The 21717-nt window shown below is 71.7% G+C and carries 21 protein-coding genes; 18 read left to right on the top strand and 3 right to left on the bottom strand.

The genetic code is table 11. The features are described from left to right. Positions 1-76 precede the first annotated feature (76 nt). Both QCN29_RS04790 and QCN29_RS04785 read left to right on the top strand, forming a co-directional pair. On the top strand, positions 77-1063 hold the full coding sequence (locus QCN29_RS04790; RefSeq protein ID WP_279926414.1) for a GlxA family transcriptional regulator: 987 nt from the start codon (positions 77-79) through the stop codon (positions 1061-1063). Positions 1064-1164: 101 nt separating this feature from the next. Next, positions 1165-1902: a DJ-1/PfpI family protein gene (locus QCN29_RS04785; protein ID WP_279926430.1), complete on the top strand. Its 738-nt coding sequence runs from the start codon at positions 1165-1167 to the stop codon at positions 1900-1902. Positions 1903-1983: 81 nt separating this feature from the next. On the opposite strand, the gene QCN29_RS04780 is transcribed toward QCN29_RS04785, so the two are convergent. Continuing rightward, positions 1984-2727, bottom strand: coding sequence for an enoyl-CoA hydratase/isomerase family protein (locus tag QCN29_RS04780; RefSeq protein WP_279926412.1), 744 nt, complete (start codon positions 2725-2727; stop codon positions 1984-1986). Between the two features lie 84 nt (positions 2728-2811). Between QCN29_RS04780 and QCN29_RS04775 the strand changes: the two genes are divergently transcribed. Continuing rightward, positions 2812-3027 (top strand): hypothetical protein, encoded by a 216-nt coding sequence (locus QCN29_RS04775; protein ID WP_279926411.1) that lies wholly within the window; start codon positions 2812-2814, stop codon positions 3025-3027. Between the two features lie 164 nt (positions 3028-3191). Further along, positions 3192-3698, top strand: a complete 507-nt coding sequence (locus tag QCN29_RS04770; RefSeq protein WP_279926410.1) for an ATP-binding protein — start codon at positions 3192-3194, stop codon at positions 3696-3698. On the opposite strand, the gene idi is transcribed toward QCN29_RS04770, so the two are convergent. Together idi and QCN29_RS04760 are read right to left on the bottom strand one after the other, a co-directional pair. Further along, positions 3664-4257, bottom strand: a complete 594-nt coding sequence (gene idi, locus QCN29_RS04765; protein WP_279926409.1) for an isopentenyl-diphosphate Delta-isomerase — start codon at positions 4255-4257, stop codon at positions 3664-3666. The two genes, QCN29_RS04770 and idi, sit on opposite strands and share 35 nt — an antisense overlap. Before the next feature lie 184 nt (positions 4258-4441). Beyond that, positions 4442-5383: a cation diffusion facilitator family transporter gene (locus QCN29_RS04760; protein ID WP_279926408.1), complete on the bottom strand. Its 942-nt coding sequence runs from the start codon at positions 5381-5383 to the stop codon at positions 4442-4444. Positions 5384-5873: 490 nt separating this feature from the next. Between QCN29_RS04760 and QCN29_RS04755 the strand changes: the two genes are divergently transcribed. The 14 genes from QCN29_RS04755 (at position 5874) to hpnH (ending at position 21688) form a co-directional block, all read left to right on the top strand. Continuing rightward, entirely contained in the window at positions 5874-7766 is a 1893-nt protein-coding gene (locus tag QCN29_RS04755; protein WP_398859113.1) for a DUF5941 domain-containing protein, read from the top strand. Next, positions 7763-8512 carry a phosphocholine cytidylyltransferase family protein gene (locus QCN29_RS04750; protein WP_279926407.1) on the top strand — a complete coding sequence of 250 codons (750 nt, stop codon included), beginning with the start codon at positions 7763-7765 and terminating at the stop codon, positions 8510-8512. The genes QCN29_RS04755 and QCN29_RS04750 overlap by 4 nt, the downstream gene beginning before the upstream one ends. Further along, positions 8500-9561 (top strand): iron-containing alcohol dehydrogenase family protein, encoded by a 1062-nt coding sequence (locus QCN29_RS04745; RefSeq protein ID WP_240137135.1) that lies wholly within the window; start codon positions 8500-8502, stop codon positions 9559-9561. Before QCN29_RS04750 ends, QCN29_RS04745 begins: the two co-directional genes overlap by 13 nt. After that, a complete protein-coding gene (locus QCN29_RS04740; protein WP_279926406.1) occupies positions 9539-10318 on the top strand; it encodes a CDP-alcohol phosphatidyltransferase family protein in 780 nt (259 codons plus the stop codon). The genes QCN29_RS04745 and QCN29_RS04740 overlap by 23 nt, the downstream gene beginning before the upstream one ends. Positions 10319-10329: 11 nt before the next feature. Then, positions 10330-11211, top strand: a complete 882-nt coding sequence (locus QCN29_RS04735) for a glycosyltransferase family 2 protein (RefSeq protein ID WP_279926405.1) — start codon at positions 10330-10332, stop codon at positions 11209-11211. A 79-nt stretch (positions 11212-11290) separates the two neighbouring features. Further along, positions 11291-12220 carry an ABC transporter permease gene (locus QCN29_RS04730; RefSeq protein ID WP_279926404.1) on the top strand — a complete coding sequence of 310 codons (930 nt, stop codon included), beginning with the start codon at positions 11291-11293 and terminating at the stop codon, positions 12218-12220. Next, positions 12213-13007, top strand: coding sequence for an ABC transporter ATP-binding protein (locus tag QCN29_RS04725; protein WP_279926403.1), 795 nt, complete (start codon positions 12213-12215; stop codon positions 13005-13007). Before QCN29_RS04730 ends, QCN29_RS04725 begins: the two co-directional genes overlap by 8 nt. 271 nt (positions 13008-13278) lie before the next feature. Next, complete coding sequence (hpnC, locus tag QCN29_RS04720) at positions 13279-14286, top strand: squalene synthase HpnC (protein ID WP_279926401.1); 1008 nt, start codon at positions 13279-13281, stop codon at positions 14284-14286. 8 nt (positions 14287-14294) lie between these two features. Next, on the top strand, positions 14295-15233 hold the full coding sequence (gene hpnD / locus QCN29_RS04715) for a presqualene diphosphate synthase HpnD (protein ID WP_240137130.1): 939 nt from the start codon (positions 14295-14297) through the stop codon (positions 15231-15233). Positions 15234-15312: 79 nt separating this feature from the next. Next, positions 15313-16701, top strand: coding sequence for a hydroxysqualene dehydroxylase HpnE (gene hpnE / locus QCN29_RS04710; RefSeq protein WP_279926400.1), 1389 nt, complete (start codon positions 15313-15315; stop codon positions 16699-16701). Beyond that, positions 16698-17816, top strand: a complete 1119-nt coding sequence (locus QCN29_RS04705) for a polyprenyl synthetase family protein (protein WP_279926399.1) — start codon at positions 16698-16700, stop codon at positions 17814-17816. The genes hpnE and QCN29_RS04705 overlap by 4 nt, the downstream gene beginning before the upstream one ends. A 145-nt stretch (positions 17817-17961) precedes the next feature. Continuing rightward, positions 17962-19971 (top strand): squalene--hopene cyclase, encoded by a 2010-nt coding sequence (gene shc / locus QCN29_RS04700; RefSeq protein WP_279926398.1) that lies wholly within the window; start codon positions 17962-17964, stop codon positions 19969-19971. Next, positions 19971-20660: a phosphorylase family protein gene (locus tag QCN29_RS04695; RefSeq protein WP_279926397.1), complete on the top strand. Its 690-nt coding sequence runs from the start codon at positions 19971-19973 to the stop codon at positions 20658-20660. The genes shc and QCN29_RS04695 overlap by 1 nt, the downstream gene beginning before the upstream one ends. A gap of 5 nt (positions 20661-20665) precedes the next feature. Next, the gene (gene hpnH, locus QCN29_RS04690) at positions 20666-21688 is read left to right on the top strand and encodes an adenosyl-hopene transferase HpnH (RefSeq protein ID WP_279926396.1); all 1023 of its coding nucleotides are present in this window, start codon (positions 20666-20668) and stop codon (positions 21686-21688) included. Positions 21689-21717 lie beyond the last annotated feature (29 nt).

Raw genomic sequence — 21717 nt, 5'->3', positions numbered from 1 at the left:
TGGACCGGCCGCCATGGCAGAAAAGGAGGGGTTCTCGTCATTGCGGCCACCCCCGCGGCCCGCGAAGGATGAGGCCATGACGAAGCGACCCGTCCTCGTCGTCCTCTTCGACGGCGTGCAGAGCCTGGATGTCACGGGGCCCGTGGAGGTGTTCTCCGCCGCCGGCCACTTCACCGCCGACGCCGACGCCGACGCGTACCCGATCCGCACCGCCTCGCTCGACGGAGCGCCCGTCCGCACCGCCAGCGGGCTGCGTCTGACCCCCGACACGCCGCTCGCCGGGACCGAGGTGGAGCACACCCTGCTCGTCCCCGGCGGCGAGGGCACCCGGGCGCCCGACCCGCGGCTGGTCGACTGGCTGCGCGAACACGCCCCACGGGCCAGGCGGCTGCTGTCCGTGTGCACGGGAGCCCTGCTGCTGGCCGAGGCGGGACTGCTCGACGGCCGCCGCGCGACCACCCACTGGGCCCACTGCGACCGCCTCGCCCGCCGGCACCCGGCGGTGGACGTCGACCCGGATCCGATCTTCGTCAGGGACGGGCGGATCGCGACGTCCGCCGGGGTCACCGCAGGCATCGATCTGGCCCTCTCCCTGGTCGAGGAGGACCACGGCCGGGAAGTGGCGCTCGCCGTCGCCCGCGTCCTGGTGGTCTTTCTCCGCAGACCCGGCAACCAGGCGCAGTTCAGCGCCCAGCTCGCCGCGCAGACCGCCCGCCGGGAGCCGCTGCGCGAGGTGCAGCGCTGGATCAGCGAGCACCCCGAGGGCGATCTGTCGGTCGAGGCGCTGGCCGCGCGCGCCCGGCTCTCGCCCCGGCACTTCGCGCGCGCCTTCCGGATCGAGACCGGCATGACGCCGGGGCGCTATGTCGAGCGGATCCGCCTCGAACACGCCAGGAGGCTGCTGGAGGACTCCCGTGACGGCGTCGAGGAGATCTCGCGGGCCTGCGGCTACGGCACGCCGGAGGCGATGCGCCGCGCCTTTGTCAGAACCCTCGGGGCGGCCCCCGCGGAGTACCGCCGGCGCTTCCGCGGCCATGTCTCCGCACACACCGAGTCCCCTTGAACCGCTGACCGCTGACCGCTGACCGCTGACCGCTGACCGCTGACCGCTGGCCAATGGCCAATGACTGATGACTGATGACCGCTCGACTGGAAGGCCACACGATGCAGATCGCCGTACTGCTGTACGACAGGTTCACCACCCTCGACGCCGTCGGCCCCTATGAGCTCCTGGGCAGGCTGCCCGGCTCCGAAACCGTGTTCACCGCCAAGGAGAGGGGGCCGGTCCGCGGCGACCAGGGCAGCTTGGCGCTGGTCGCCGACCGCACCCTGGACGAGGTCGGGGACCCCGACATCGTGCTGGTCCCGGGCGGCCCCGGCTCCCGCGAGGCCATGCGCGACAAGACCGTCACGGACTGGCTGAGGGCGGTCGACGCCACCTCGGCCTGGACCGTCTCCGTCTGCACCGGCTCCCTGGTGCTGGCCGGGGCGGGACTGCTCACCGGCCGCCGGGCCACCACCCACTGGCTGGCGATGGACGAGCTGCGAGCCTTTGGCGTCGAGGCGACGGGGGACCGGGTGGTCTTCGACGGCAAGTACGTCACGGCCGCCGGCGTCTCCTCGGGCATCGACATGGCCCTGCACCTCCTCGGCCGGATCTCCGGGGACTTCACCGCCCGGTCGGTGCAGCTGCTCACCGAGTACGACCCGCAGCCCCCGTATGACGCGGGCTCGCCGGAGAAGGCCCCGGCCGAGGTCGTCGACTACTGGCGTCGCAGGGCGGCGAAGGACGATAACGCCGATAACGCCGATAACGCCGAGAAGGGTGCGAAGAACGCGAAGCGGCAGAGGCAGGAGAGGCGGCAGAGGGAGGGGAGGGAGCAAGCGGCCGCGCGGGGCTGAGCCGCGGCGGCAGCCCCGCCGCCGGGCCGTCGCAGGGGAGCGACCCGCCGGACGCCGGCCGCCGCTGCCGCGCGGACGGCCTCACACGGACCAGTCAAAGCGCGGCGCCCTGCGCTCCAGGAACGCGGCGACACCCTCCGCGGTGTCGCCGCTGCCGCGCGCCTGCTCCGCCCAGTACGCCTCCCGGTCGTCCCGGCCCGCCGCGAACTCCTTGGCGGCCGCCTGGGTGAGCTGGGAGCGCGTGGTCAGCACACGGGCGAACTCCGCGATCCGCTTGTCCAGCGCACCGGGCGGCAGCGCCTCGTCCACCAGGCCGGTTCGCAGCGCCCGCTCGACGCCGATCAACTCGCCCGAGAAGAGCAGAAACTTGGCGGTCGAAGGACCTGTCAGCGCGACCAGCCGACGGGTCGACGAAGCGGGGTAGACGATCCCGAGCTTGGCCGGGGTCACTCCGAACAGCGCCCCCTCCTCCGCGAACCGCAGATCGCACGCTGCGGCGAGCTGACTGCCGCCGCCCACGCAGTAGCCGCGCACCGCCGCCAGCGTGGGCTTGGGGAAGGCGGCCAGCGCCTCCTCGGCCAGCACCGCCAGCCGCTGCTGCTCATCGCCAGGTGCGCGCAGCGTCGAGATGTCGGCCCCGGCGCAGAAGGTGTCGCCCGCGCCGGTCAGCACGAGCGCCCGCACACGGCGGTCCCCGGCGAGCCCGTCGAGCAGTGCGGGCAGGGCGCGCCACATGCCTGCCGTCATGGCGTTGCGCTTGGCCGGATTGCTGATGACGACGGTGGCCGTGCCGTCGGCGACGGTGTGCTGCAGCTCGGGCTCCATGTGCCGGATGCTATCCGGGCGGTGCGATCGTACGATCAAGAAGGGGTCGGCGCCCTGCTGCGAGGAGGCGTCGACGGCCGGCCCATGACCGATTCCGCCCGGGACGGCAGAAGGCCCGGCCGCAGCTTCGGCCGGCTTGTGCTGCTGTGCGACGGGCTCGGGCTGATCGCGGTCGGGCTCGTCGGACGGCGGGTCATCGGCACGGTCGCCGGGCGGACGCAGACGGCCGCACCGGACGACGTCGCCTCAGGGGGAGCGGAAGCAGAGCGATCAGATAAGCCAACCAGTCTCGAACGGTGAGAAGGGGATCAGGATCGGTCGCACGACCGACTCTGTCGTACATATGCGATCAGAAGACGCCGATAGGTGCTGACTTCTGTTCAGGAACCCGGTACGGACCAACGCCCTCCCAACACTTGTCACCCGATGGTCAGTGGCCTCGAGGCGAGGGTGGGTGCCAGACGATGGAGAGCCGCGGAAGCGTCCCAGCCCGGCCGTCGGCGGACGAGGCAGTATGGCGGTTCACCGTCCCCGCGGTCGAGGTGTCCGTCCCCCAGGCCAGACACGCCGTACGCGATCTGCTGGCCCGCCAGGTCGTGCCCGTCCGGGACGACCTCCTCCAAGGGCTGCTGCTGATCCTCTCCGAGCTGGTCACCAATGCCGTACGGCACGCGGCTCTGCTCTCGCCCCAGGTCGCCGTGGAGGTCGCCGTCTCACCCCACTGGATCAGGGTGGCCGTCGAGGACAACCACCCCTACCGGCCCAGGCCGCTGGATACGGACTACGGCCAGACGGGCGGTCGCGGTCTGCTGCTCGTCCGTGAGATCACCCTTGAGGCGGGCGGCACCTGCGATGTCGAGCACACCGCGAACGGCGGCAAGATCATCTGGGCGGCGCTGCCGCTGGCGGCCGCGCCGCCCCGTGCGGCCGACCCGCTCACCAGCCCCCGGACGGCCCCGTCAGCTCCCTGATCGCCGGTCGCGCCGCATCCAGCACGGTCATGAACCACGCCGAGAACGGGGCCCCGGCGCGCAGCCGGGCCAGCTCCTCCGGTGTGACGAGGGCCGTCTCGCCGACCTCCTCCGGATCAGGGCGCGGAGGGGACTGCACCAGACCCACGAAGAGATGGTTGAACTCCTGCTCCACCAGCCCCGAATCCGGGTCGGGGTGGTTGTAGCGGACCGTGCCCGCCTCGGCCATCAGCGACGGCGACACCCCCAGCTCCTCGAAGGTGCGCCGGGCGGCCGCAGTGAACGGGGCCTCGCCGGGATAGGGGTGCCCGCAACAGGTGTTCGACCAGACGCCGGGGGAGTGGTACTTGCCCGGTGCGCGGCGCTGGAGCAGCAGACGCCCCTGTTCGTCGAAGAGGAACACGGAGAACGCCCGGTGCAGCTGCCCCGGCGCCCGGTGCGCGGCGAGCTTCTCCGCGGTGCCGACGGTGTTGCCGTGCTCATCGACCAGTTCGAGCAGGATCGCTTCCGGTGCGCCGTTCGACGGACTGTTCGCCGCGGTGGCTGGTGTGGTCGGCATACCCATCCTTCACTTCGGTCCTGGGGCCCGCTCAGTCTGCCGTACAAAAGCGGCTTGTCCGTACTTCGACAGTGCGGGAAAGCGCACCGGTTTCACCGTCACGGGTGGCGTGAGGGCCGCGAGGTTGACGCTTCCGCAGCCGTCAGCCGTCAGCCGTCAGCCGTCAGCCGTCAGCCGTCAGCCGTCAGTGGCAGAGTCGCGCCTCATGGGCTGCATGACCGGCCGGCTCGAGCTGGAACGTGCAGTGTTCCACGTCGAAGTGGTCCCCCAGGCAGCCCTGGAGGTCATGCAGCAGCTTCTCGTGGCCCACCGTGTCCAGCACATCCTGGCTGACCACCACATGCGCGGACAGCACCGGCAGCCCCGAAGTGATCGTCCAGGCGTGGAGATCGTGCAGACCCTCCACTCCGGGGAGCGCCAGGATGTGCTCCCGCACCTCGGCCATGTCGACGCCCTTCGGCGCCGCCTCCAGCAGGACGTCCAGCGTCTCCCGCAGCAGCTTGACGGTCCGCGGCACGATCATCAGGCCGATGACGAGTGAGGCGATCGGGTCGGCCGCCTGCCAGCCGGTGGCGAGGATGACCCCGGCCGAGATCAGCACGGTCACCGACCCCAGGGCGTCGGCGAGCACCTCCAGATAGGCCCCGCGGACGTTGAGGCTCTCCTTCTGCCCCCGCACCAGCAGGGAGAGCGAGATCATGTTGGCGACCAGGCCGACCGCGGCGAACGCGATCGCCAGCCCGCCCTTCGTCTCCGCCGGAGTGATGAACCGCTGCACCGCCTCGTACAGCAGATAACCGCCGACGCCGAGGAGCAGCAGGCAGTTCGCCAGGGCGGCGAGGATCTCCGCCCTGGCGAAGCCGAAGGTGCGGTTCAGCCCCGCGGGCCGGTTGGCGAAGTGGATCGCGAGCAGCGCCATGCCGAGCCCCACCGCGTCCGTGGCCATGTGGGCCGCGTCCGCGATCAGGGCGAGAGAGTCGGCGAGCACTCCGCCGATGACCTCGACGACCATCACGCTGAGTGTGATCGCGAGCGCGATGCGCAGCCGGCTCTGGTAGGCGGCTCCCGCGGTGCCGCCGGGCGGCCGCCCCGCGTGCGTGTGCCCGTGATCGTGCCCAGCCCCCATGAGGATGCCTCCCCGGTCGTCGGAAATGATCTGTCAGAACCTCAGTGAACTACGGGTGGGGGGTATCTGCAAACATGGCGCTGAACACCGTTGTCATTCCCTCTGACCTGCGAAGATGTGCCCGGTTCCGTTCCGTGTGACGAGGTCCGGCCCATGGCCGCGCCCGGCGGCTGCGAGGAGGGTGCGCGGCAGATGTGCCAGGGCGGTTTGGAGGCCGGGGCGATGATCGACGATGATGAGCCGGGCGGACCTCCAGGGCATGAACGACCGGTGAACTCGCGCCCGTGTTCATCCGATAGCCTCAGCCGACGCGCAGCCGCCCACTGCAGGGCCCGAGCCGCCGCGCGCCAGCACCGTCAGCTCCAAGGAGTGAGTTCGTCTGTCGACCGCCATCCTCACCGGCACGCCGGTACCCGGATCGTCACTCGAGGGCGATCTGCGGTCGCTGGGCTTCGACGTGCGGTTGGCCTCCGGTGTGCAGGAGGCCGCGGTGCAGCTCGCCGCCGTGCCGGCCGCTGAGCGGGTCGCCGTCGTCGACCCGTGCTTCGTCGGCCATGTGCACGCCCTGCGTCTGGGGCTGACCGACCCGCGCTTCCCCGCGGCCGCGATCCCCGGCGCCGTGACGGCCCGGCCCGAGGCTCGCGCGTCCCTGCTGCGGGCCCTGCGGCAGTCCGGGCAGACGCTCGCAGACCCGTCGGCCCCGTCCGCCTCAGGCGGTTCCGCGCCCTCGACCGTCGCGCATCCGATCGGTGACACCGCCGCGCCCGCCGTGCCCGGCGGCGCGGCCCGCGAGCAGGCGGCTCGCGGCGTGGCCGACGCATGGTCGCCGGCGCACGGGAGCACACCGAGCGCTGCGCATGCATCCGCCGCGGCACAGGGCGGCGTCCGCGCCGATGCCGTGCGCGACGCCTACGGGCCCCTGCCCGAGCAGCTCGCGCAGGCCATGGAGGCCGACGGGACCGCTGTGCACCGGCCGGAACTGGGGTCGCTCGTCGCCGCAGTGCCGACCGGTCTGGAGGCGCGCCACCAGGCGCGCGCCGCAGTCGAGGCCGTCGACGAGGAGGACGTACGGCTCCGTTCCGCCGTCAAGGCCCGCGACGGCTTCTTCACGACCTTCTGCATCAGCCCCTACTCGCGCTACGTCGCCCGCTGGTGCGCCCGACGCGGACTGACCCCCAATCAGGTCACCACCGCCTCCCTGCTCACCGCGCTGCTCGCCGCCGCCGGCGCGGCCACCGGCACCCGCGCCGGTTTCATCGCCGCCGGTCTGCTGCTGATCTGCTCCTTCGTGCTGGACTGCGCCGACGGGCAGCTCGCCCGCTACTCGCTGCAGTACTCCACGATGGGCGCCTGGCTCGACGCCACGTTCGACCGTGCGAAGGAGTACGCCTACTACGCGGGCCTGGCGCTCGGCGCGGCCCGCGGCGGTGACGACGTCTGGATGCTCGCGCTGGGCGCCATGGTCCTCCAGACCTGCCGCCACATCGTGGACTTCTCCTTCAACGAGGCCAACCACGACGCGACCGGGAACACCTCGCCGACCGCCGCGCTCTCCGACCGCCTCGACGGCCTCGGGTGGACGGTCTGGGTGCGCCGGATGATCGTGCTGCCGATCGGCGAACGCTGGGCGATGATCGCCGTGCTGACCGCCGTGGCCACCCCGAGGATCGTCTTCTACGCGCTGCTCGTCGGCTGCGGATTCGCCGCCTGCTACACCACCGCGGGCCGGGTGCTGCGCTCGCTGACCCGCAGGGCGCGCAGGACGCCGCGCGCCGCGGAGGCGCTTGCCGACCTCGCCGACACCGGTCCCCTCGCGGGCCCCGCCGCACGGCGGCTGCCCGGTCTGCCCGGGCTGATACCCCTCGCCGCGGCGGCCGCGGGTGCGGCCGCCGTCACCGGGGCCGCCGCGCTCACCCCGTACGGGTCCGTCTGGCCCGTCGCGGCCGCCGTGCTGTACGTCCTCACCTCTGCCGCCGCGGTGGCCCGCCCGCTGACGGGCAGCCTGGACTGGCTGGTTCCCCCGGTGTTCCGGGCGGCGGAATACGGCGTCATCCTCGCGCTGGCCGCCAACGCCCAGGTGAACGGAGCGTTGCCGGCGGCCTTCGGACTGGTGTCCGCCGTCGCCTACCATCACTACGACACGGTGTACCGCATCCGCGGCGGCACCGGAGCGCCCCCGCAGTGGCTGGTGCGGGCGACCGGCGGCCACGAGGGACGGATCCTGGTCGTCACGCTGGCCGCCGCGCTGCTGGGCGCTGCGGACTTCACCCTCGCGCTGGCCGTCCTGGCCGGGGCCGTGGCTCTTGTGGTGCTCGCCGAGAGCATCCGCTTCTGGGTGTCCTCCGGAGCACCCGCCGTACACGACGAAGGAGAACCTGCATGATCGGCCTCGTACTGGCAGCCGGTGCCGGACGGCGTCTGCGCCCCTACACCGACACGCTTCCGAAGGCCCTCGTGCCCGTGGACCCCGCCGGAGACGGCTCGCTCACCGTGCTGGACCTCACCCTCGGCAACTTCGCCGAGATCGGGCTCACCGAGGCGGCGATCGTCGTCGGTTACCGCAAGGAGGCCGTCTACGAGCGCAAGGCGGCGCTGGAGGCGAAGTACGGGCTGAAGCTCACCCTCGTCGACAACGACAAGGCGGAGGAGTGGAACAACGCCTACTCCCTCTGGTGTGCCCGTGACGTCCTCAAGGAGGGCGTGATCCTCGCCAACGGCGACACCGTGCACCCGGTCTCCGTCGAGAAGACGCTGCTCGCCGCCCGCGGCGACGGCCAGAAGATCATCCTTGCGCTGGACACGGTGAAGCGGCTCGCCGACGAGGAGATGAAGGTGATCACGGCCGACGGCCAGGGCGTGAAGCGGATCACCAAGCTGATGGACCCGGCCACCGCCGCCGGCGAGTACATCGGCGTCACCCTCATCGAGCCCGATGCCGCCGCCGATCTCGCGGACGCTCTGAAGGCCACGTTCGAGCGCGACCCCGACCTCTACTACGAGGACGGCTACCAGGAGCTCGTCAACCGCGGCTTCCAGATCGACGTCGCCCCGATCGGCGAGGTCGAGTGGGTTGAGATCGACAACCACGACGACCTCGCGAAGGGCCGTGAGATCGCGTGCCGGTACTGACCCGTCTCATCCCGTCCCCGGTCGTCGTCGACATCTCCCGCGGCGCCCTCGACGGACTGGCCGGTCTCCTCGCCGACCAGCGGATCTCGCCCTCCGGAAAGCTGGCCGTCGCCATCAGCAGCGGCTCCGGCCAGGCGCTGCGCGAGAGGCTCGCGCCGGTGCTGCCGGGCGCCGACTGGTACCCCGTCGCCGACGGGGCCATCGACTCCGCGGTCACCCTGGCCGACGCCATGAGGGGCAAGCGGTACGACGCCGTCATCGGTCTCGGCGGCGGCAAGATCATCGACGTGGCCAAGTACGCGGCCGCCCGGGTCGGACTGCCGATGGCCGCCGTCGCGACGAACCTGGCGCACGACGGCCTCTGCTCGCCGGTCTCCATCCTCGACAACGACAACGGCCGCGGCTCGTACGGCGTCCCGTCGCCCATCGCCATGGTCATCGACCTCGACGTGGTCCGCGACGCCCCGATCCGCTTTGTGCGCTCCGGCATCGGCGACGCGATCTCCAATATCTCGGCGATCGCCGACTGGGAGCTCTCGCACGAGATCACCGGCGAGCAGGTCGACGGACTGGCGGCCGCGATGGCCCGCACCGCGGGCGAGTCCGTGCTGCGGCACCCGGGAGGCGTCGGCGACGACGAGTTCCTGACCGTCCTCGCCGAGGCGCTGGTCCTCTCCGGCATCGCCATGTCGATCAGCGGTGACTCGAGGCCCTCGTCCGGCGCCTGCCATGAGATCAGCCACGCCTTCGACCTGCTCCACCCGCAGCGCGCCGCCAGCCACGGCGAGCAGGTCGGCCTTGGTGCGGCCTTCGCCATGCATCTGCGCGGTGCGACGGAGGAGGCGGGGCTCTTCGCCGAGGTGCTGCGCCGGCACGGGCTGCCGGTGCTGCCCGAGGAGATCGGGTTCTCCGTCGCCGAGTTCATCGCCGCCGTGGAGTACGCGCCTCAGACCCGGCCGGGCCGCTTCACCATCCTCGAGCACCTCGACCTCGCCACCGACCAGATCAGGGACGCATACGCCGACTATGCCAAGACCATCAGTTGCTGAACTCCGTCCGGTCGTCCACCCGGAGGGAGTCAAGGACCGCAGAAGCGGGGAGCACTGGGCCGGGCGCCTGTACATGCGCGAGATCTCGCTGCGTGTCGACCCGTATCTGGTGAACACCAGGATCACGCCCAACCAGCTCACCTACCTCATGGTCGTGGTCGGCGTGCTGGGCGGAGCGGCCCTGCTGATCCCCGGGCTGACCGGCGCGATCCTGGCCGCCGTGCTCTTCCAGGTCTATCTGCTGCTGGACTGCGTCGACGGCGAGGTCGCCCGCTGGCGCGGCCAGACCTCGATCACCGGCGTCTATCTGGACCGGATAGGCCACTACCTCTGTGAGGCCGCCCTGCTCGTCGGCTTCGGCGTGCGCGGGGCCGACGTTCTCGGCGACGGCCGGCCCGAGTGGCTGTGGGCGTTCCTCGGCACGGTCGCCGCCCTCGGCGCGATCCTGATCAAGGCGGAGACGGACCTGGTCGACGTGGCGCGCACCCGCAGCGGACTGCCCGCCGTCCAGGACGAGGCGTCCGTGCCCCGCTCCTCGGGACTCGCGCTCGCCCGCCGCGCCGCGGCCGCGCTGAAGTTCCACCGCCTCGTCGGCGGCATCGAGGCCAGCCTGTTCATCCTTGCCGCCGCGATCCTCGACACGGTCCAGGGCGACCTGTTCTTCACCCGTCTCGGCATCGCCGTCCTCGCCGGCATCGCGGTCCTGCAGACTCTGCTGCACCTGGTCTCCATCCTCGCCTCCAGCAGGCTGAGGTGAGGGCGGGCAAGATGAGCGAGATGAAGCTGGGCGCGGTCGTCATCACCATGGGCGACCGCCCCGAGGAGCTGCGGGCGCTGCTCGACTCGGTCGCCAAGCAGCACGGCGACGCCATCGAGGTGGTGGTCGTGGGCAACGGAGCGCCCGTCACGGGCCTTCCCGAGGGCGTGCGCACCGTGGAGCTGCCCGAGAACCTGGGCATCCCCGGCGGCCGCAACGTCGGCATCGAGGCCTTCGGCCCCGCCGGCTCCGACGTGGATGTGCTGCTCTTCCTCGACGACGACGGGCTGCTGCCCGACGCCACCACCGCCGACCTGGTCCGCCGGGCCTTCGACGAGGACCCGCGGCTCGGAATCGTCAGCTTCCGCATCGCCGATCCGGTCACCGGGCGCACCCAGCGCCGCCATGTGCCCCGGCTGCGCGCCTCGGACCCGATGCGCTCCTCGCGGGTCACCACGTTCCTCGGCGGCGCCAACGCGGTCCGCACCCAGGTCTTCGCACAGGTCGGGGGGCTGCCGGACGAGTTCTTCTACGCCCATGAGGAGACCGACCTCGCCTGGCGTGCGCTGGACGCCGGATGGGCGATCGACTACCGCGCGGACATGGTGCTCTTCCATCCGACGACGCCGCCCTCCCGGCACGCGGTGTATCACCGTATGGTGGCCCGCAACCGGGTCTGGGTGGCGCGGCGCAACCTGCCGGCCCCGCTGATCCCCGTCTATCTGGGGGTCTGGGTGCTGCTCACCCTGCTGCGGCGGCCCACGGCGCCGGCGCTCAAGGCCTGGTTCGGCGGATTCCGGGAAGGCTGGCGCGCTGCCTGCGGTCCCCGGCGCCCCATGAAGTGGCGTACTGTATGGCGGCTCACCCGGCTGGGCCGACCTCCTGTCATCTGACAAGCTCGGTTCTGAGAGCATCGGGCTCACGCATCAGAGCCCGAACTGTCGCGCATCTTGAAGACGAAAGTTTCCACTTGTGAGTGACACAACCCATGACGGCGCCATCACGGTGAGCCCTCCGCCATCGTCGGACGCCGGCCTGTCACCGGCGGAACTCGCCGCCAAACACGGACTGACGGTGAGCGGCGCCCGGCCGGGGCTCACCGAGTACGTCCGCCAGCTGTGGGGGCGGCGCCACTTCATCCTGGCGTTCTCGCAGGCCAAGCTCACGGCCCAGTACAGTCAGGCCAAGCTGGGGCAGCTGTGGCAGGTGGTGACGCCGCTGCTGAACGCCCTCGTCTACTTCCTGATCTTCGGTCTGATCATCGGGGCCAATCGGGGGATGGGCACCGAGATCTATGTCCCCTTCCTGGTGACGGGCATCTTCGTCTTCACCTTCACCCAGACCTCCGTGATGTCGGGCGTGCGCTCGATCTCCGGCAACCTGGGCCTGGTGCGCGCCCTGCACTTCCCACGGGCCTCGCTGCCCATCTCCTTCTCCCTCCAGCAGCTCCAGCAACTGCTGTTCTCCATGGTCGTGCTGATAGCGATCGTGATGGCCTTCGGCAGCTATCCCTCACTGTCCTGGCTGCTGGTCATCCCCGCGCTCGCGCTGCAGTTCGTCTTCAACACCGGCCTGGCGATGATCATGGCGCGGCTCGGGGCCAAGACCCCGGACCTCGCCCAGCTGATGCCGTTCATCATGCGCACCTGGCTGTACGCGTCCGGCGTGATGTTCTCCATCCCGCTGATGCTCAAGGACAAGCCCGCCTGGATCGCCGATCTGCTGCTGTACAACCCGGCGGCCGTCTATATGGACCTGATCCGCTTCGCGCTGATCGACGGATACGGCTCCGAGTACCTGCCCCAGCATGTGTGGGCCACCGCGCTCGCCTGGGCGCTCATCTTCGGCGTCGGGGGCTTTGTGTACTTCTGGAAGGCTGAGGAGCGGTACGGCCGTGGCTGACAACACCGACAACCGGCATGAGGCCCGCGTGCCCACCGTGATCGCCGACGAGCTGCACATCGTCTACCGGGTCAACGGAGGCAGCGGCGGACGAGGCAGCGCCACGGCGGCGCTCAACCGGATTCTCCGCCGCGAAGAGGGCGCGTCCCGCGGGATGCGCGAGGTGCACGCCGTGCGCGGAGTGTCGTTCACCGCGTACCGGGGCGAGGCCATCGGCCTGATCGGCACCAACGGCTCGGGCAAGTCCACCCTGCTGCGGGCCATCGCGGGCCTGCTGCCCGCGGAGAGCGGCCGCGTCTACACCAATGGACAGCCCTCGCTGCTCGGTGTGAACGCGGCGCTGATGAACGATCTCACTGGAGAGCGCAACGTCATGCTCGGTGGCCTGGCCATGGGCATGTCGCGGGAGCAGATCCGGGATCGCTACCAGGGCATCGTCGACTTCTCCGGCATCAACGAGAAGGGCGACTTCATCACCCTGCCGATGCGCACCTACTCCTCCGGCATGGCGGCCAGGCTCCGGTTCTCCATCGCCGCGGCCAAGGACCATGACGTGCTGATGATCGACGAGGCGCTGGCCACCGGCGACCGCCCCTTCCAGATCCGCTCCGAGGAACGCATCCGAGAGCTGCGCAAGGAGGCGGGCACCGTCTTCCTGGTCAGTCACAGCAGCAAGTCGATCAGGGACACCTGCGACCGCGTCCTGTGGCTGGAGAAGGGCGAACTGCTGATGGACGGCCCGACCGACGAGGTCATCAAGGCGTACGAGAAGGAGACCGGCAAGTAGCGCCGGCGCGCCCGGAGGAAGGCCCCCGACCCGAGCATCCCGGCGGGGGCCTTTCCGCGTCCTGGGAAGCGGCGGTGTTCCGGTGCAGCACGCAGCACCTGCGCGCAACGGAGCGCGTTCCACGACGTAAGCTGTACCGGTGCTGACGCCCGGCGGCGTGTCCGAAATAGGATGTAATGGGTCGGCAGTGTAGAACGGGAGATGTGACGGCAATGACGGGAAATCTCCAGCTTCGCGAAGTCTTCGCCGTCCTCGCGCCGGGCAGCCCGCAGTGACTGGGGCCCGGCAGCCCGCGGCGGCGGGCACCCGTGGCTCGGAGCGACCTCGGGGACCGTCCGAGGGCGCGGAGGGGTTCCCGGCGCCCACCGCCGCCGCCCACCGCGCCCAGGCCGACGCGTCCGCCACTCTCGACAAGGCCGCGCACGAGAACTTCCCCGTCGCCCCCTTCTTCCTGCCCCGCGCCTGGCGCAGCGACCTCATGGCGGTATACGGCTACGCCCGCCTCGTCGACGACATCGGCGACGGCGACCTCGCGCCCGGCGGCGCGGACGCCCGCAGCCTCGGCGTCGCCCCCGAGCGGGCAGGCGACCGGCTCGCCCTGCTCGACGCCTTGGAGGCCGACCTCCGCCGTGTCTTCGACCCCGCGGGCGGGACGCCGGGCCACCCCCTGCTGCGCGCCCTCGTTCCCACCGTGCGCCGCCGCTCGCTCACCCCCGAGCCGTTCCTCGGCCTTGTCGAGGCCAACCGGCAGGACCAGCGGGTACGCCGCTACGAGAGCTACGACGACCTCGTCGCCTACTGCGAGCTGTCCGCCAACCCCGTCGGCCGGCTCGTGCTGCAGATCACCGGCACCGCCACGCCCGAACGCATCCGCCGCTCCGACGCCGTGTGCACCGCGCTCCAGATCGTCGAACACCTCCAGGACGTCGCCGAGGACCTCGGGCGCGACCGCGTGTATCTGCCCGCTGTGGACATGCGGCGCTTCCATGTCACCGAGGCGGACCTGGCCGCCCCCACCGGGGGCGCGTCGGTGCGCGCGCTGATCGCATTCGAGGCCGAACGCGCCCGGCTGCTGCTGGATGAAGGCGCACCTCTCGTGGGTAGCGTCCACGGAAGGCTGCGGCTGCTCCTCGCCGGGTTCGTCGCCGGGGGCCGCGCCGCCCTCGCCGCGATCGCGGCCGCGGGATTCGATGTACTGCCAGGGCCGCCGAAGGCCGCCACGGCGCAACTGCTGCGGGAGACGGGCGCCGTCCTGCGAAGAGCGCGTAGAGAGAGGTGAGCCGGACGATGGAGTCACCGACCCAGCCGCCCGCACCGGTCATGGCCGCGTACACCTACTGCGAGGCCGTCACCGGACGGCAGGCGCGCAACTTCGCGTACGGCATCCGGCTGCTGCCGACGGAGAAGCGCCAGGCCATGTCCGCGCTGTACGCGTTCTCCCGGCGCGTCGACGACATCGGCGACGGCGGCCTGGACGCCGACGCCAAGCGCGAGCGGCTCGAAGCCACCCGCGAACTGCTGCAGCGGATCCGTCGCGGCGAGGTCGGCGAGGACGACACCGACCCGGTCGCCGTCGCCCTCGCCGACGCCGCCGGGCGCTTTCCGATCCCGCTCGGCGGCCTCGACGAGCTGATCGACGGCGTTCTGATGGATGTGCGCGGCGAGACGTATGAGACCTGGGACGACCTGAAGCTCTACTGCCGGTGTGTCGCCGGCGCGATCGGACGGCTCTCCCTCGGCGTGTTCGGCACCCAGCCCGGCGCGCGCGGCGTCGAGCGCGCCGCGGAGTACGCCGACACACTCGGCCTCGCCCTGCAACTCACCAACATCCTGCGCGACATCCGCGAGGACGCCGCACACGGCCGCACCTATCTGCCCGCGGACGACCTCGCCAAGTTCGGCTGCTCCGACGGCTTCCACAGCTCAGCGCCGCCGCCCGGCGCCGACTTCGCCGGCCTGGTGCACTTCGAAGTCCGCCGCGCCCGGGCCCTGTTCGCCGAGGGCTACCGGCTGCTGCCCATGCTCGACCGGCGCAGCGGCGCCTGCGTGGCCGCCATGGCCGGAATCTACCGCCGCCTGCTGGACCGCATCGAACGCGACCCGCAGGCCGTGCTGCGCGGCCGTGTCTCACTGCCCGGCCGCGAGAAGGCCTATGTCGCGGTACGCGGACTGTCCGGGCTCGACGCCCGCCATGTCACCCGCCGGAATCCGAGAGGGCGCGCCTGATGCATCTGCGGCTCACTCCTGCAACCCACTGCCGGCCGGCTGCGTCCCAGACTCCGACAGCCGCCCGAGGGGAGGGCGCATGACGGACCACGACAGCCGGCCGGGACACTCGGCCGTGGTGGTCGGCGGCGGACTCGCCGGCATGGCCGCGGCACTGGAACTCGCCGACGCCGGACTCGACGTCACCCTCGTCGAAGGCCGCCCCCGACTGGGCGGCCTCGCCTTCTCCTTCCGCCGCGGAGAGCTGACCGTCGACAACGGCCAGCACGTCTATCTGCGCTGCTGCACCGCGTACCGCTGGTTCCTCGACCGCGTCGACGGAACCCCGCTCGCCCCCCTCCAGCACCGGCTCGACGTCCCCGTCCTCGACGTCGCCCACCCCCGCGGCCCACGGCTCGGCAGGCTCCGGCGCACCTCCCTGCCGGTGCCGCTGCACCTCGCCGCCGGCCTGGCCGCGTATCCGCACCTCTCGCTGGCCGAGCGGGCGAGCGTCGGGCGCGCCGCGCTCGCCCTCAAACGCCTCGACCCGGCCGATCCGGCGCTCGACGGCATCGACTTCGCCACCTGGCTGGGCCGCCACGGCCAGTCACGGCGAACCGTCGAAGCCCTGTGGGACCTCGTCGGCGTGGCGACGCTGAACGCGACCGCGCCGCACGCCTCCATGGGACTGGCGGCCATGGTCTTCAAGACCGGGCTGCTGTCCGAGCCGGGCGCCGCGGACATCGGCTGGGCCCGCGTGCCGCTCGGCGAACTCCACGACACGCTTGCCCGCAAGGCCCTCGACTCGGCCGGGGTCCGCACCGAAATGTCCACCCGCGTCCGCTCCCTCACCCGCGCCGGCGACGGCCGTTGGCAGGTCGGCCTCCAGGGCGAACAGCTGACCGCGGACACCGTCGTCCTCGCCGTCGCCCAGCGCGAGGCGCATGCGCTGCTGCCGCACGGAGCGCTCTACGACCCCGACCGGCTCCTCGACATCGGCACCGCCCCGATCCTCAATCTGCACGTCCTGTACGACCGCACGGTGCTGCGCCGGCCCTTCTTCGCCGCCCTCGGCAGCCCCGTCCAGTGGGTCTTCGACCGCACGGACGCCTCCGGCGCGCAGGACGGCCAGTATCTGGCCGTCTCCCAGTCGGCCGCGCACGACGAGATCGACACGCCCGTCGCCCGGCTCCGCGAGACCTACCTGCCGGAGCTGGAGCGGCTGCTGCCCGCTGCCCGGGAGGCCCGTGTACGGGACTTCTTCGTCACCCGCGAACGCACCGCCACCTTCGCGCCCACGCCAGGCGTCGGCCGCCTCAGGCCCGGTGCACGCACCCGCGCCCCCGGCCTGTACCTTGCGGGCGCGTGGACCGCCACCGGGTGGCCCGCGACCATGGAGGGCGCCGTGCGCAGCGGACTGAGTGCCGCCGGCGCCGCCCTCGCGACGCTCGGCCGCCACCACGACCATCCGCTCAAGGAGGCGGCATGAGCCTTCGCACCGGAACAAGAGGAGAGACCGTGCCCCCAGTGCCCTCGGCGCACGCTGCCGAAGACACCGCAGACAGAGCCCCCGGCGTGGACATCGCCGCGCTGCTGGAGCGCGGGCGGACCATGACCGCCCCGGTGCTGCGCGCCGCAGTGGACCGGCTCGCACCGCCCATGGACACCGTGGCCTCCTACCACTTCGGCTGGATCGACGCCCAGGGCCGGCCCGCCGACGGCGATGGCGGAAAGGCCGTGCGCCCGGCCCTCGCGCTGCTGTCCGCGGAGGCGGCCGGGGCGCCCGCCGAAGTCGGTGTGCCCGGCGCGGTCGCCGTGGAGCTGGTGCACAACTTCTCCCTGCTGCACGACGATCTGATGGACGGCGACGAGCAGCGCCGCCACCGGGACACCGTCTGGAAGGTGCACGGACCCGCCCAGGCGATCCTCGTCGGCGACGCGCTGTTCGCGCTGGCGGGCGAGGTGCTGCTGGAGCTCGGCACCGTCGAGGCGGGCCGCGCGGCCCGTCGGCTCACCGTCGCCACCCGCAAGCTGATCGACGGCCAGGCGCAGGACATCTCCTACGAGCACCGCGAGCGGGTCACCGTCGAGGAGTGCCTGGAGATGGAGGGCAACAAGACCGGCGCGCTGCTGGCCTGCGCCGTCTCCATCGGCGCCGTCCTCGGCGGCGCGGACGACCGGGTCGCCGACCGCCTCGAGGCCTACGGCCACCACCTCGGCCTCGCCTTCCAGGCCATCGACGATCTCCTCGGCATCTGGGGCGACCCGGAAGCCACCGGCAAGCAGACCTGGAGCGATCTGCGCCAGCGCAAGAAGTCCCTGCCGGTCGTCGCGGCCCTCGCCGCCGAAGGCCCCGCCGCCGCCCGGCTCGGCGAACTGCTCGCCGCGGACGCCAAGAGCAGCGACGTCGAGAACTTCTCCGAGGAGGAGTTCGCGGCCCGAGCTGCGCTGATCGAGGAGGCGGGAGGCCGCGAGTGGACCGTCCAGGAGGCACGCCGCCAGCACGCCGTGGCCATCGAGGCGCTGGACTCGGTCGACATGCCCGGGCACATCCGCGACCAGCTCGCCGCGCTCGCCGACTTCGTGGTCGTCCGCAAGAGATGAGCGACCCGCGTATACCCCCGTCCTGAGGGGCCGACACCGCCGAGCCGAAGTTCACCGGCCCCCAGGAGGTCGCCGGCCGGCGCCGCACACGGCGTCGGCCGACGGCAGACCCAGCAGCAGAGACCGACTGCACGAAGGGGAAGCCATGACAGCGACGACCGACGGAAGCGGGCGGCCCTCCGGGGCCGGCACGGCCGCGGCCGGCGAAGCGACCGGCGTCCGTCCCGCGGGGGGCGACGCCGGCGATGTCGCACGGATCGCCGAGGACGCCATGCGGCGCGCGGCCGACTGCCTCCTCGGCCGCCAGGACGCCCAGGGCTGGTGGAAGGGCGACCTGGAAACCAATGTGACGATGGACGCGGAGGATCTGCTGCTGCGGCAGTTCCTCGGCATCCGGGACGACGGGGTCACCGAGGCCGCCGCCCGCTGGATCCGCGGTGAGCAGCGCGACGACGGGACCTGGGCCACCTTCCACGGCGGGCCCTCCGAGCTGTCCACGACCGTTGAGGCCTATGTGGCGCTGCGGTTGGCCGGGGACCGGCCCGAGGACCCCCACATGGCGCGCGCCTCCGCCTGGATCCGCCACCAGGGCGGCATCGCCCGTACCCGTGTCTTCACCCGCATCTGGCTGGCGCTCTTCGGCTGGTGGCGCTGGGACGACCTCCCCGAGCTGCCACCCGAACTGATCTTCCTGCCGCCGTGGTTCCCGCTGAACATCTACGACTTCGGCCAGTGGGCGCGGCAGACCATCGTCCCTCTGACCATCGTCTCCGCGAAGCGCCCGGTGCGGCCCGCGCCCTTCCCCCTGGACGAGCTGCACACCGACCCCGCCCGGCCCCGTCCCCCCGGCGCCCTCGCCCCCGCGGTCAGCTGGCGGGGCTTCTTCCAGCGCGCCGACAAGGCTCTCCACCTCTACCACAAGGTCGCGCCGCGGCGGCTCCGCCGCATCGCGATGAACGCCGCGGCACGCTGGATCATCGAGCGCCAGGAGAACGACGGCTGCTGGGGCGGCATCCAGCCCCCCGCCGTGTACTCGCTGATCGCCCTTCATCTGCTGGGCTACGACCTCGACCATCCCGTGATGCGCGAAGGCCTTGCGTCCCTGGACCGGTTCGCCGTCTGGCGCGAGGACGGCGCGCGGATGGTCGAGGCCTGTCAGTCGCCGGTCTGGGACACCTGTCTCGCCGTGATCGCGCTCGCCGACGCCGGACTGCCCGCCGACCACCCGGCGCTGGTCAGGGCCGCCGACTGGATGCTGGGCGAGCAGATCTCCCGGCCCGGGGACTGGGCCGTGCGCAGACCCCATCTCACCCCGGGCGGCTGGGCGTTCGAGTTCCACAACGACACCTACCCCGACATCGACGACACCGCGGAGGTCGTCCTCGCCCTCGGCAGGGTCAGACACCCCGACCCCCTCCGGGTGGACATCGCGATCGCCCGGGGGCTGCGCTGGAACCTCGGCATGCAGTCAAAGAACGGCGCCTGGGGCGCTTTTGACGCCGACAACGACTCCCCGTTCCCCAACCGGCTGCCGTTCTGCGACTTCGGCGAGGTCATCGACCCGCCGTCGGCCGACGTCACCGCGCATGTCGTGGAGATGCTCGCGTACGAGGGGCTGTCCGCCCACCCCAGGGCACGGCGCGGCGTCGCCTGGCTGCTCGGGCAGCAGGAGCCGAGCGGCGCCTGGTTCGGGCGCTGGGGCGTCAACTACCTCTACGGGACCGGCTCCGTGGTGCCGGCGCTGATCGCGGCCGGGGTGCCCGCGGCCCACCCCGCGATCCGCCGGGCCGTCGACTGGCTGGCCTCCGTGCAGAACGAGGACGGCGGATGGGGCGAGGACCTGCGCTCCTACCGGGAGCGCCGATGCATCGGGCAGGGCGACTCGACCGCTTCCCAGACGGCCTGGGCGCTGCTGGCGCTGCTCGCGGCCGGGGAGCGGGAGAGCAGGGCGGCCGAGCGGGGAGCGGTCTGGCTGGCCAACGCCCAGCGGCCCGACGGCAGCTGGGACGAGCCGCACTTCACCGGGACCGGCTTCCCCTGGGACTTCTCCATCAACTACCACCTGTACCGGCAGGTCTTCCCGCTCACCGCTCTCGGCCGCTATGTGCACGGCGAGCCCCCCATGGCCCGCGCGGGCGCCCGCAAGGGGGGCTGATGGACACGCCCCCGGGCACCGCCCCCGAGCCGGCGGCCGAAGCCGTGTCCGGCGCCGACGCACCGCTGCTGATCGCCTGTGCGCTGGGGATCGAGAAGCTCGCCCTGCGCAGCGGCGTACGCGGCCCGGCCGGCGGCGTCGGGGGACCGTTCACCGTGCTGCGCACCGGCATGGGGCCGCACAGCGCGGAGCGGTCCCTGCGCCGCGCCCTGGCGGACCCCTCCTCGGCGGCCACGGCGGTCGTCGCGTCCGGCTTCTGCGCCGGGCTGGCCGCCGGCATGCACCCCGGCGATCTGGTCGTCGCCGACGAGACCCGGCTGGGGGACCGCGTCACCCGCTGCACGGACGCCGGCCGGCTGGTGGCGGCGGTGGCCAGGGCGGTGCCCGGCCGCACCGTGCACACCGGCCCGCTCATCGGCTCCGACCATGTCGTCCGCGGCCCGGAGAGGGCGGAACTGCGGGCGTCGGGCGCCCTCGCCGTCGACATGGAGTCCGCCGTCACGCTCGGCGCGGCGCTGGCCGCCGGGCCACGTCCGGTTGCGGCCGTCCGGGTGGTCGTGGACGCTCCAGAACATGAACTGGTCCGCATCGGGACGGTACGCGGTGGAATATCAGCCTTCCGCGTCCTTCGCTCCGTCGTTCCCGCTTTCTTCGAATGGCACCGTTCTTTGCTGCTCCCCAGGAGGTGAGCCAGATGGCCATGCCGCTCCGCCAGACCATCAGGGTCGGGACCTACCTTCTCGAACAGAAGCTGCGCAGGCGTAAGAAGTTTCCGCTGATCGTCGAGTTGGAACCGCTCTACGCCTGCAATCTCAAGTGCGAGGGCTGCGGCAAGATCCAGCATCCGGCGGGCGTGCTCAAGCAGCGGATGCCCGTGGCGCAGGCGGTGGGCGCGGTGCTGGAGTCCGGGGCCCCGATGGTGTCCATCGCGGGCGGAGAGCCGCTGATGCACCCCCAGATCGACGAGATCGTACGGCAGTTGGTCATGAAGCGGAAATATGTGTTTCTCTGCACCAATGCCCTGCTGTTGCGCAAGAAGATCGAGAAGTTCACGCCTTCTCCCTATTTCGCCTTCGCCGTGCACATCGACGGACTGCGTGAGCGGCATGACGAGTCCGTCGCCAAGGAAGGCGTCTTCGACGAGGCCGTGGAAGCCATCAAGGAAGCAAAGCGGCGTGGCTTCCGGGTCACCACCAATTCCACGTTCTTCAACACCGACACCCCGCAGACCGTCGTCGAGGTGCTGAACTACCTCAATGACGAACTCCAGGTCGACGAGATGATGATCTCGCCCGCCTACGCCTATGAGAAAGCCCCCGACCAGGAGCACTTCCTGGGCGTGGAGCAGACCCGGGAACTGTTCCGGAAGGCGTTCGCCGGCGGCAACCGGCGCCGCTGGAGGCTCAACCACTCCCCGCTGTTCCTCGACTTCCTGGAAGGGAAAGCAGACTTTCCCTGCACCGCATGGGCCATCCCCAATTACTCGCTCTTCGGATGGCAGCGCCCCTGCTATCTGATGAGCGACGGATATGTGCCCACCTACCGGGAGCTCATCGAGGAGACGGACTGGGACAAGTACGGCCGCGGCAGGGACCCCCGCTGCGCCAACTGCATGGCGCACTGCGGCTATGAGCCCACCGCCGTGCTCGCCACCATGGGTTCACTGAAGGAGTCCCTGAGGGCGGCACGGGAGACGGTCTCGGGACCACGCGGGTGACCCGGGCGGCGGCAGAGAGGGGGCGGAAC

Source organism: Streptomyces chengmaiensis, from assembly GCF_029846775.1.
GTDB lineage: Bacteria > Actinomycetota > Actinomycetes > Streptomycetales > Streptomycetaceae > Streptomyces > Streptomyces chengmaiensis.
The sequence above is the reverse complement of the archived record's forward strand: the minus strand, read 5'-3'. Positions and strand labels throughout refer to the sequence as shown.

What these genes read in the sequence shown, in the direction of transcription:
- QCN29_RS04750 (WP_279926407.1), top strand. Translation starts at nt 7,763, where the DNA reads ATGATCGGCCTCGTACTGGCAGCCGGTGCCGGACGGCGTCTGCGCCCC.
- QCN29_RS04740 (WP_279926406.1), top strand. Translation starts at nt 9,539, where the DNA reads ATGCCAAGACCATCAGTTGCTGAACTCCGTCCGGTCGTCCACCCGGAG.
- hpnD (WP_240137130.1), top strand. Translation starts at nt 14,295, where the DNA reads ATGGAGTCACCGACCCAGCCGCCCGCACCGGTCATGGCCGCGTACACC.
- QCN29_RS04775 (WP_279926411.1), top strand. Translation starts at nt 2,812, where the DNA reads ATGACCGATTCCGCCCGGGACGGCAGAAGGCCCGGCCGCAGCTTCGGC.
- QCN29_RS04695 (WP_279926397.1), top strand. Translation starts at nt 19,971, where the DNA reads ATGGACACGCCCCCGGGCACCGCCCCCGAGCCGGCGGCCGAAGCCGTG.
- QCN29_RS04780 (WP_279926412.1), bottom strand. Translation starts at nt 2,727, where the DNA reads ATGGAGCCCGAGCTGCAGCACACCGTCGCCGACGGCACGGCCACCGTC.
- hpnE (WP_279926400.1), top strand. Translation starts at nt 15,313, where the DNA reads ATGACGGACCACGACAGCCGGCCGGGACACTCGGCCGTGGTGGTCGGC.
- hpnH (WP_279926396.1), top strand. Translation starts at nt 20,666, where the DNA reads ATGGCCATGCCGCTCCGCCAGACCATCAGGGTCGGGACCTACCTTCTC.
- QCN29_RS04760 (WP_279926408.1), bottom strand. Translation starts at nt 5,383, where the DNA reads ATGGGGGCTGGGCACGATCACGGGCACACGCACGCGGGGCGGCCGCCC.
- QCN29_RS04770 (WP_279926410.1), top strand. Translation starts at nt 3,192, where the DNA reads ATGGAGAGCCGCGGAAGCGTCCCAGCCCGGCCGTCGGCGGACGAGGCA.
- QCN29_RS04785 (WP_279926430.1), top strand. Translation starts at nt 1,165, where the DNA reads ATGCAGATCGCCGTACTGCTGTACGACAGGTTCACCACCCTCGACGCC.
- idi (WP_279926409.1), bottom strand. Translation starts at nt 4,257, where the DNA reads ATGCCGACCACACCAGCCACCGCGGCGAACAGTCCGTCGAACGGCGCA.
- QCN29_RS04705 (WP_279926399.1), top strand. Translation starts at nt 16,698, where the DNA reads ATGAGCCTTCGCACCGGAACAAGAGGAGAGACCGTGCCCCCAGTGCCC.
- QCN29_RS04735 (WP_279926405.1), top strand. Translation starts at nt 10,330, where the DNA reads ATGAGCGAGATGAAGCTGGGCGCGGTCGTCATCACCATGGGCGACCGC.
- shc (WP_279926398.1), top strand. Translation starts at nt 17,962, where the DNA reads ATGACAGCGACGACCGACGGAAGCGGGCGGCCCTCCGGGGCCGGCACG.
- QCN29_RS04790 (WP_279926414.1), top strand. Translation starts at nt 77, where the DNA reads ATGACGAAGCGACCCGTCCTCGTCGTCCTCTTCGACGGCGTGCAGAGC.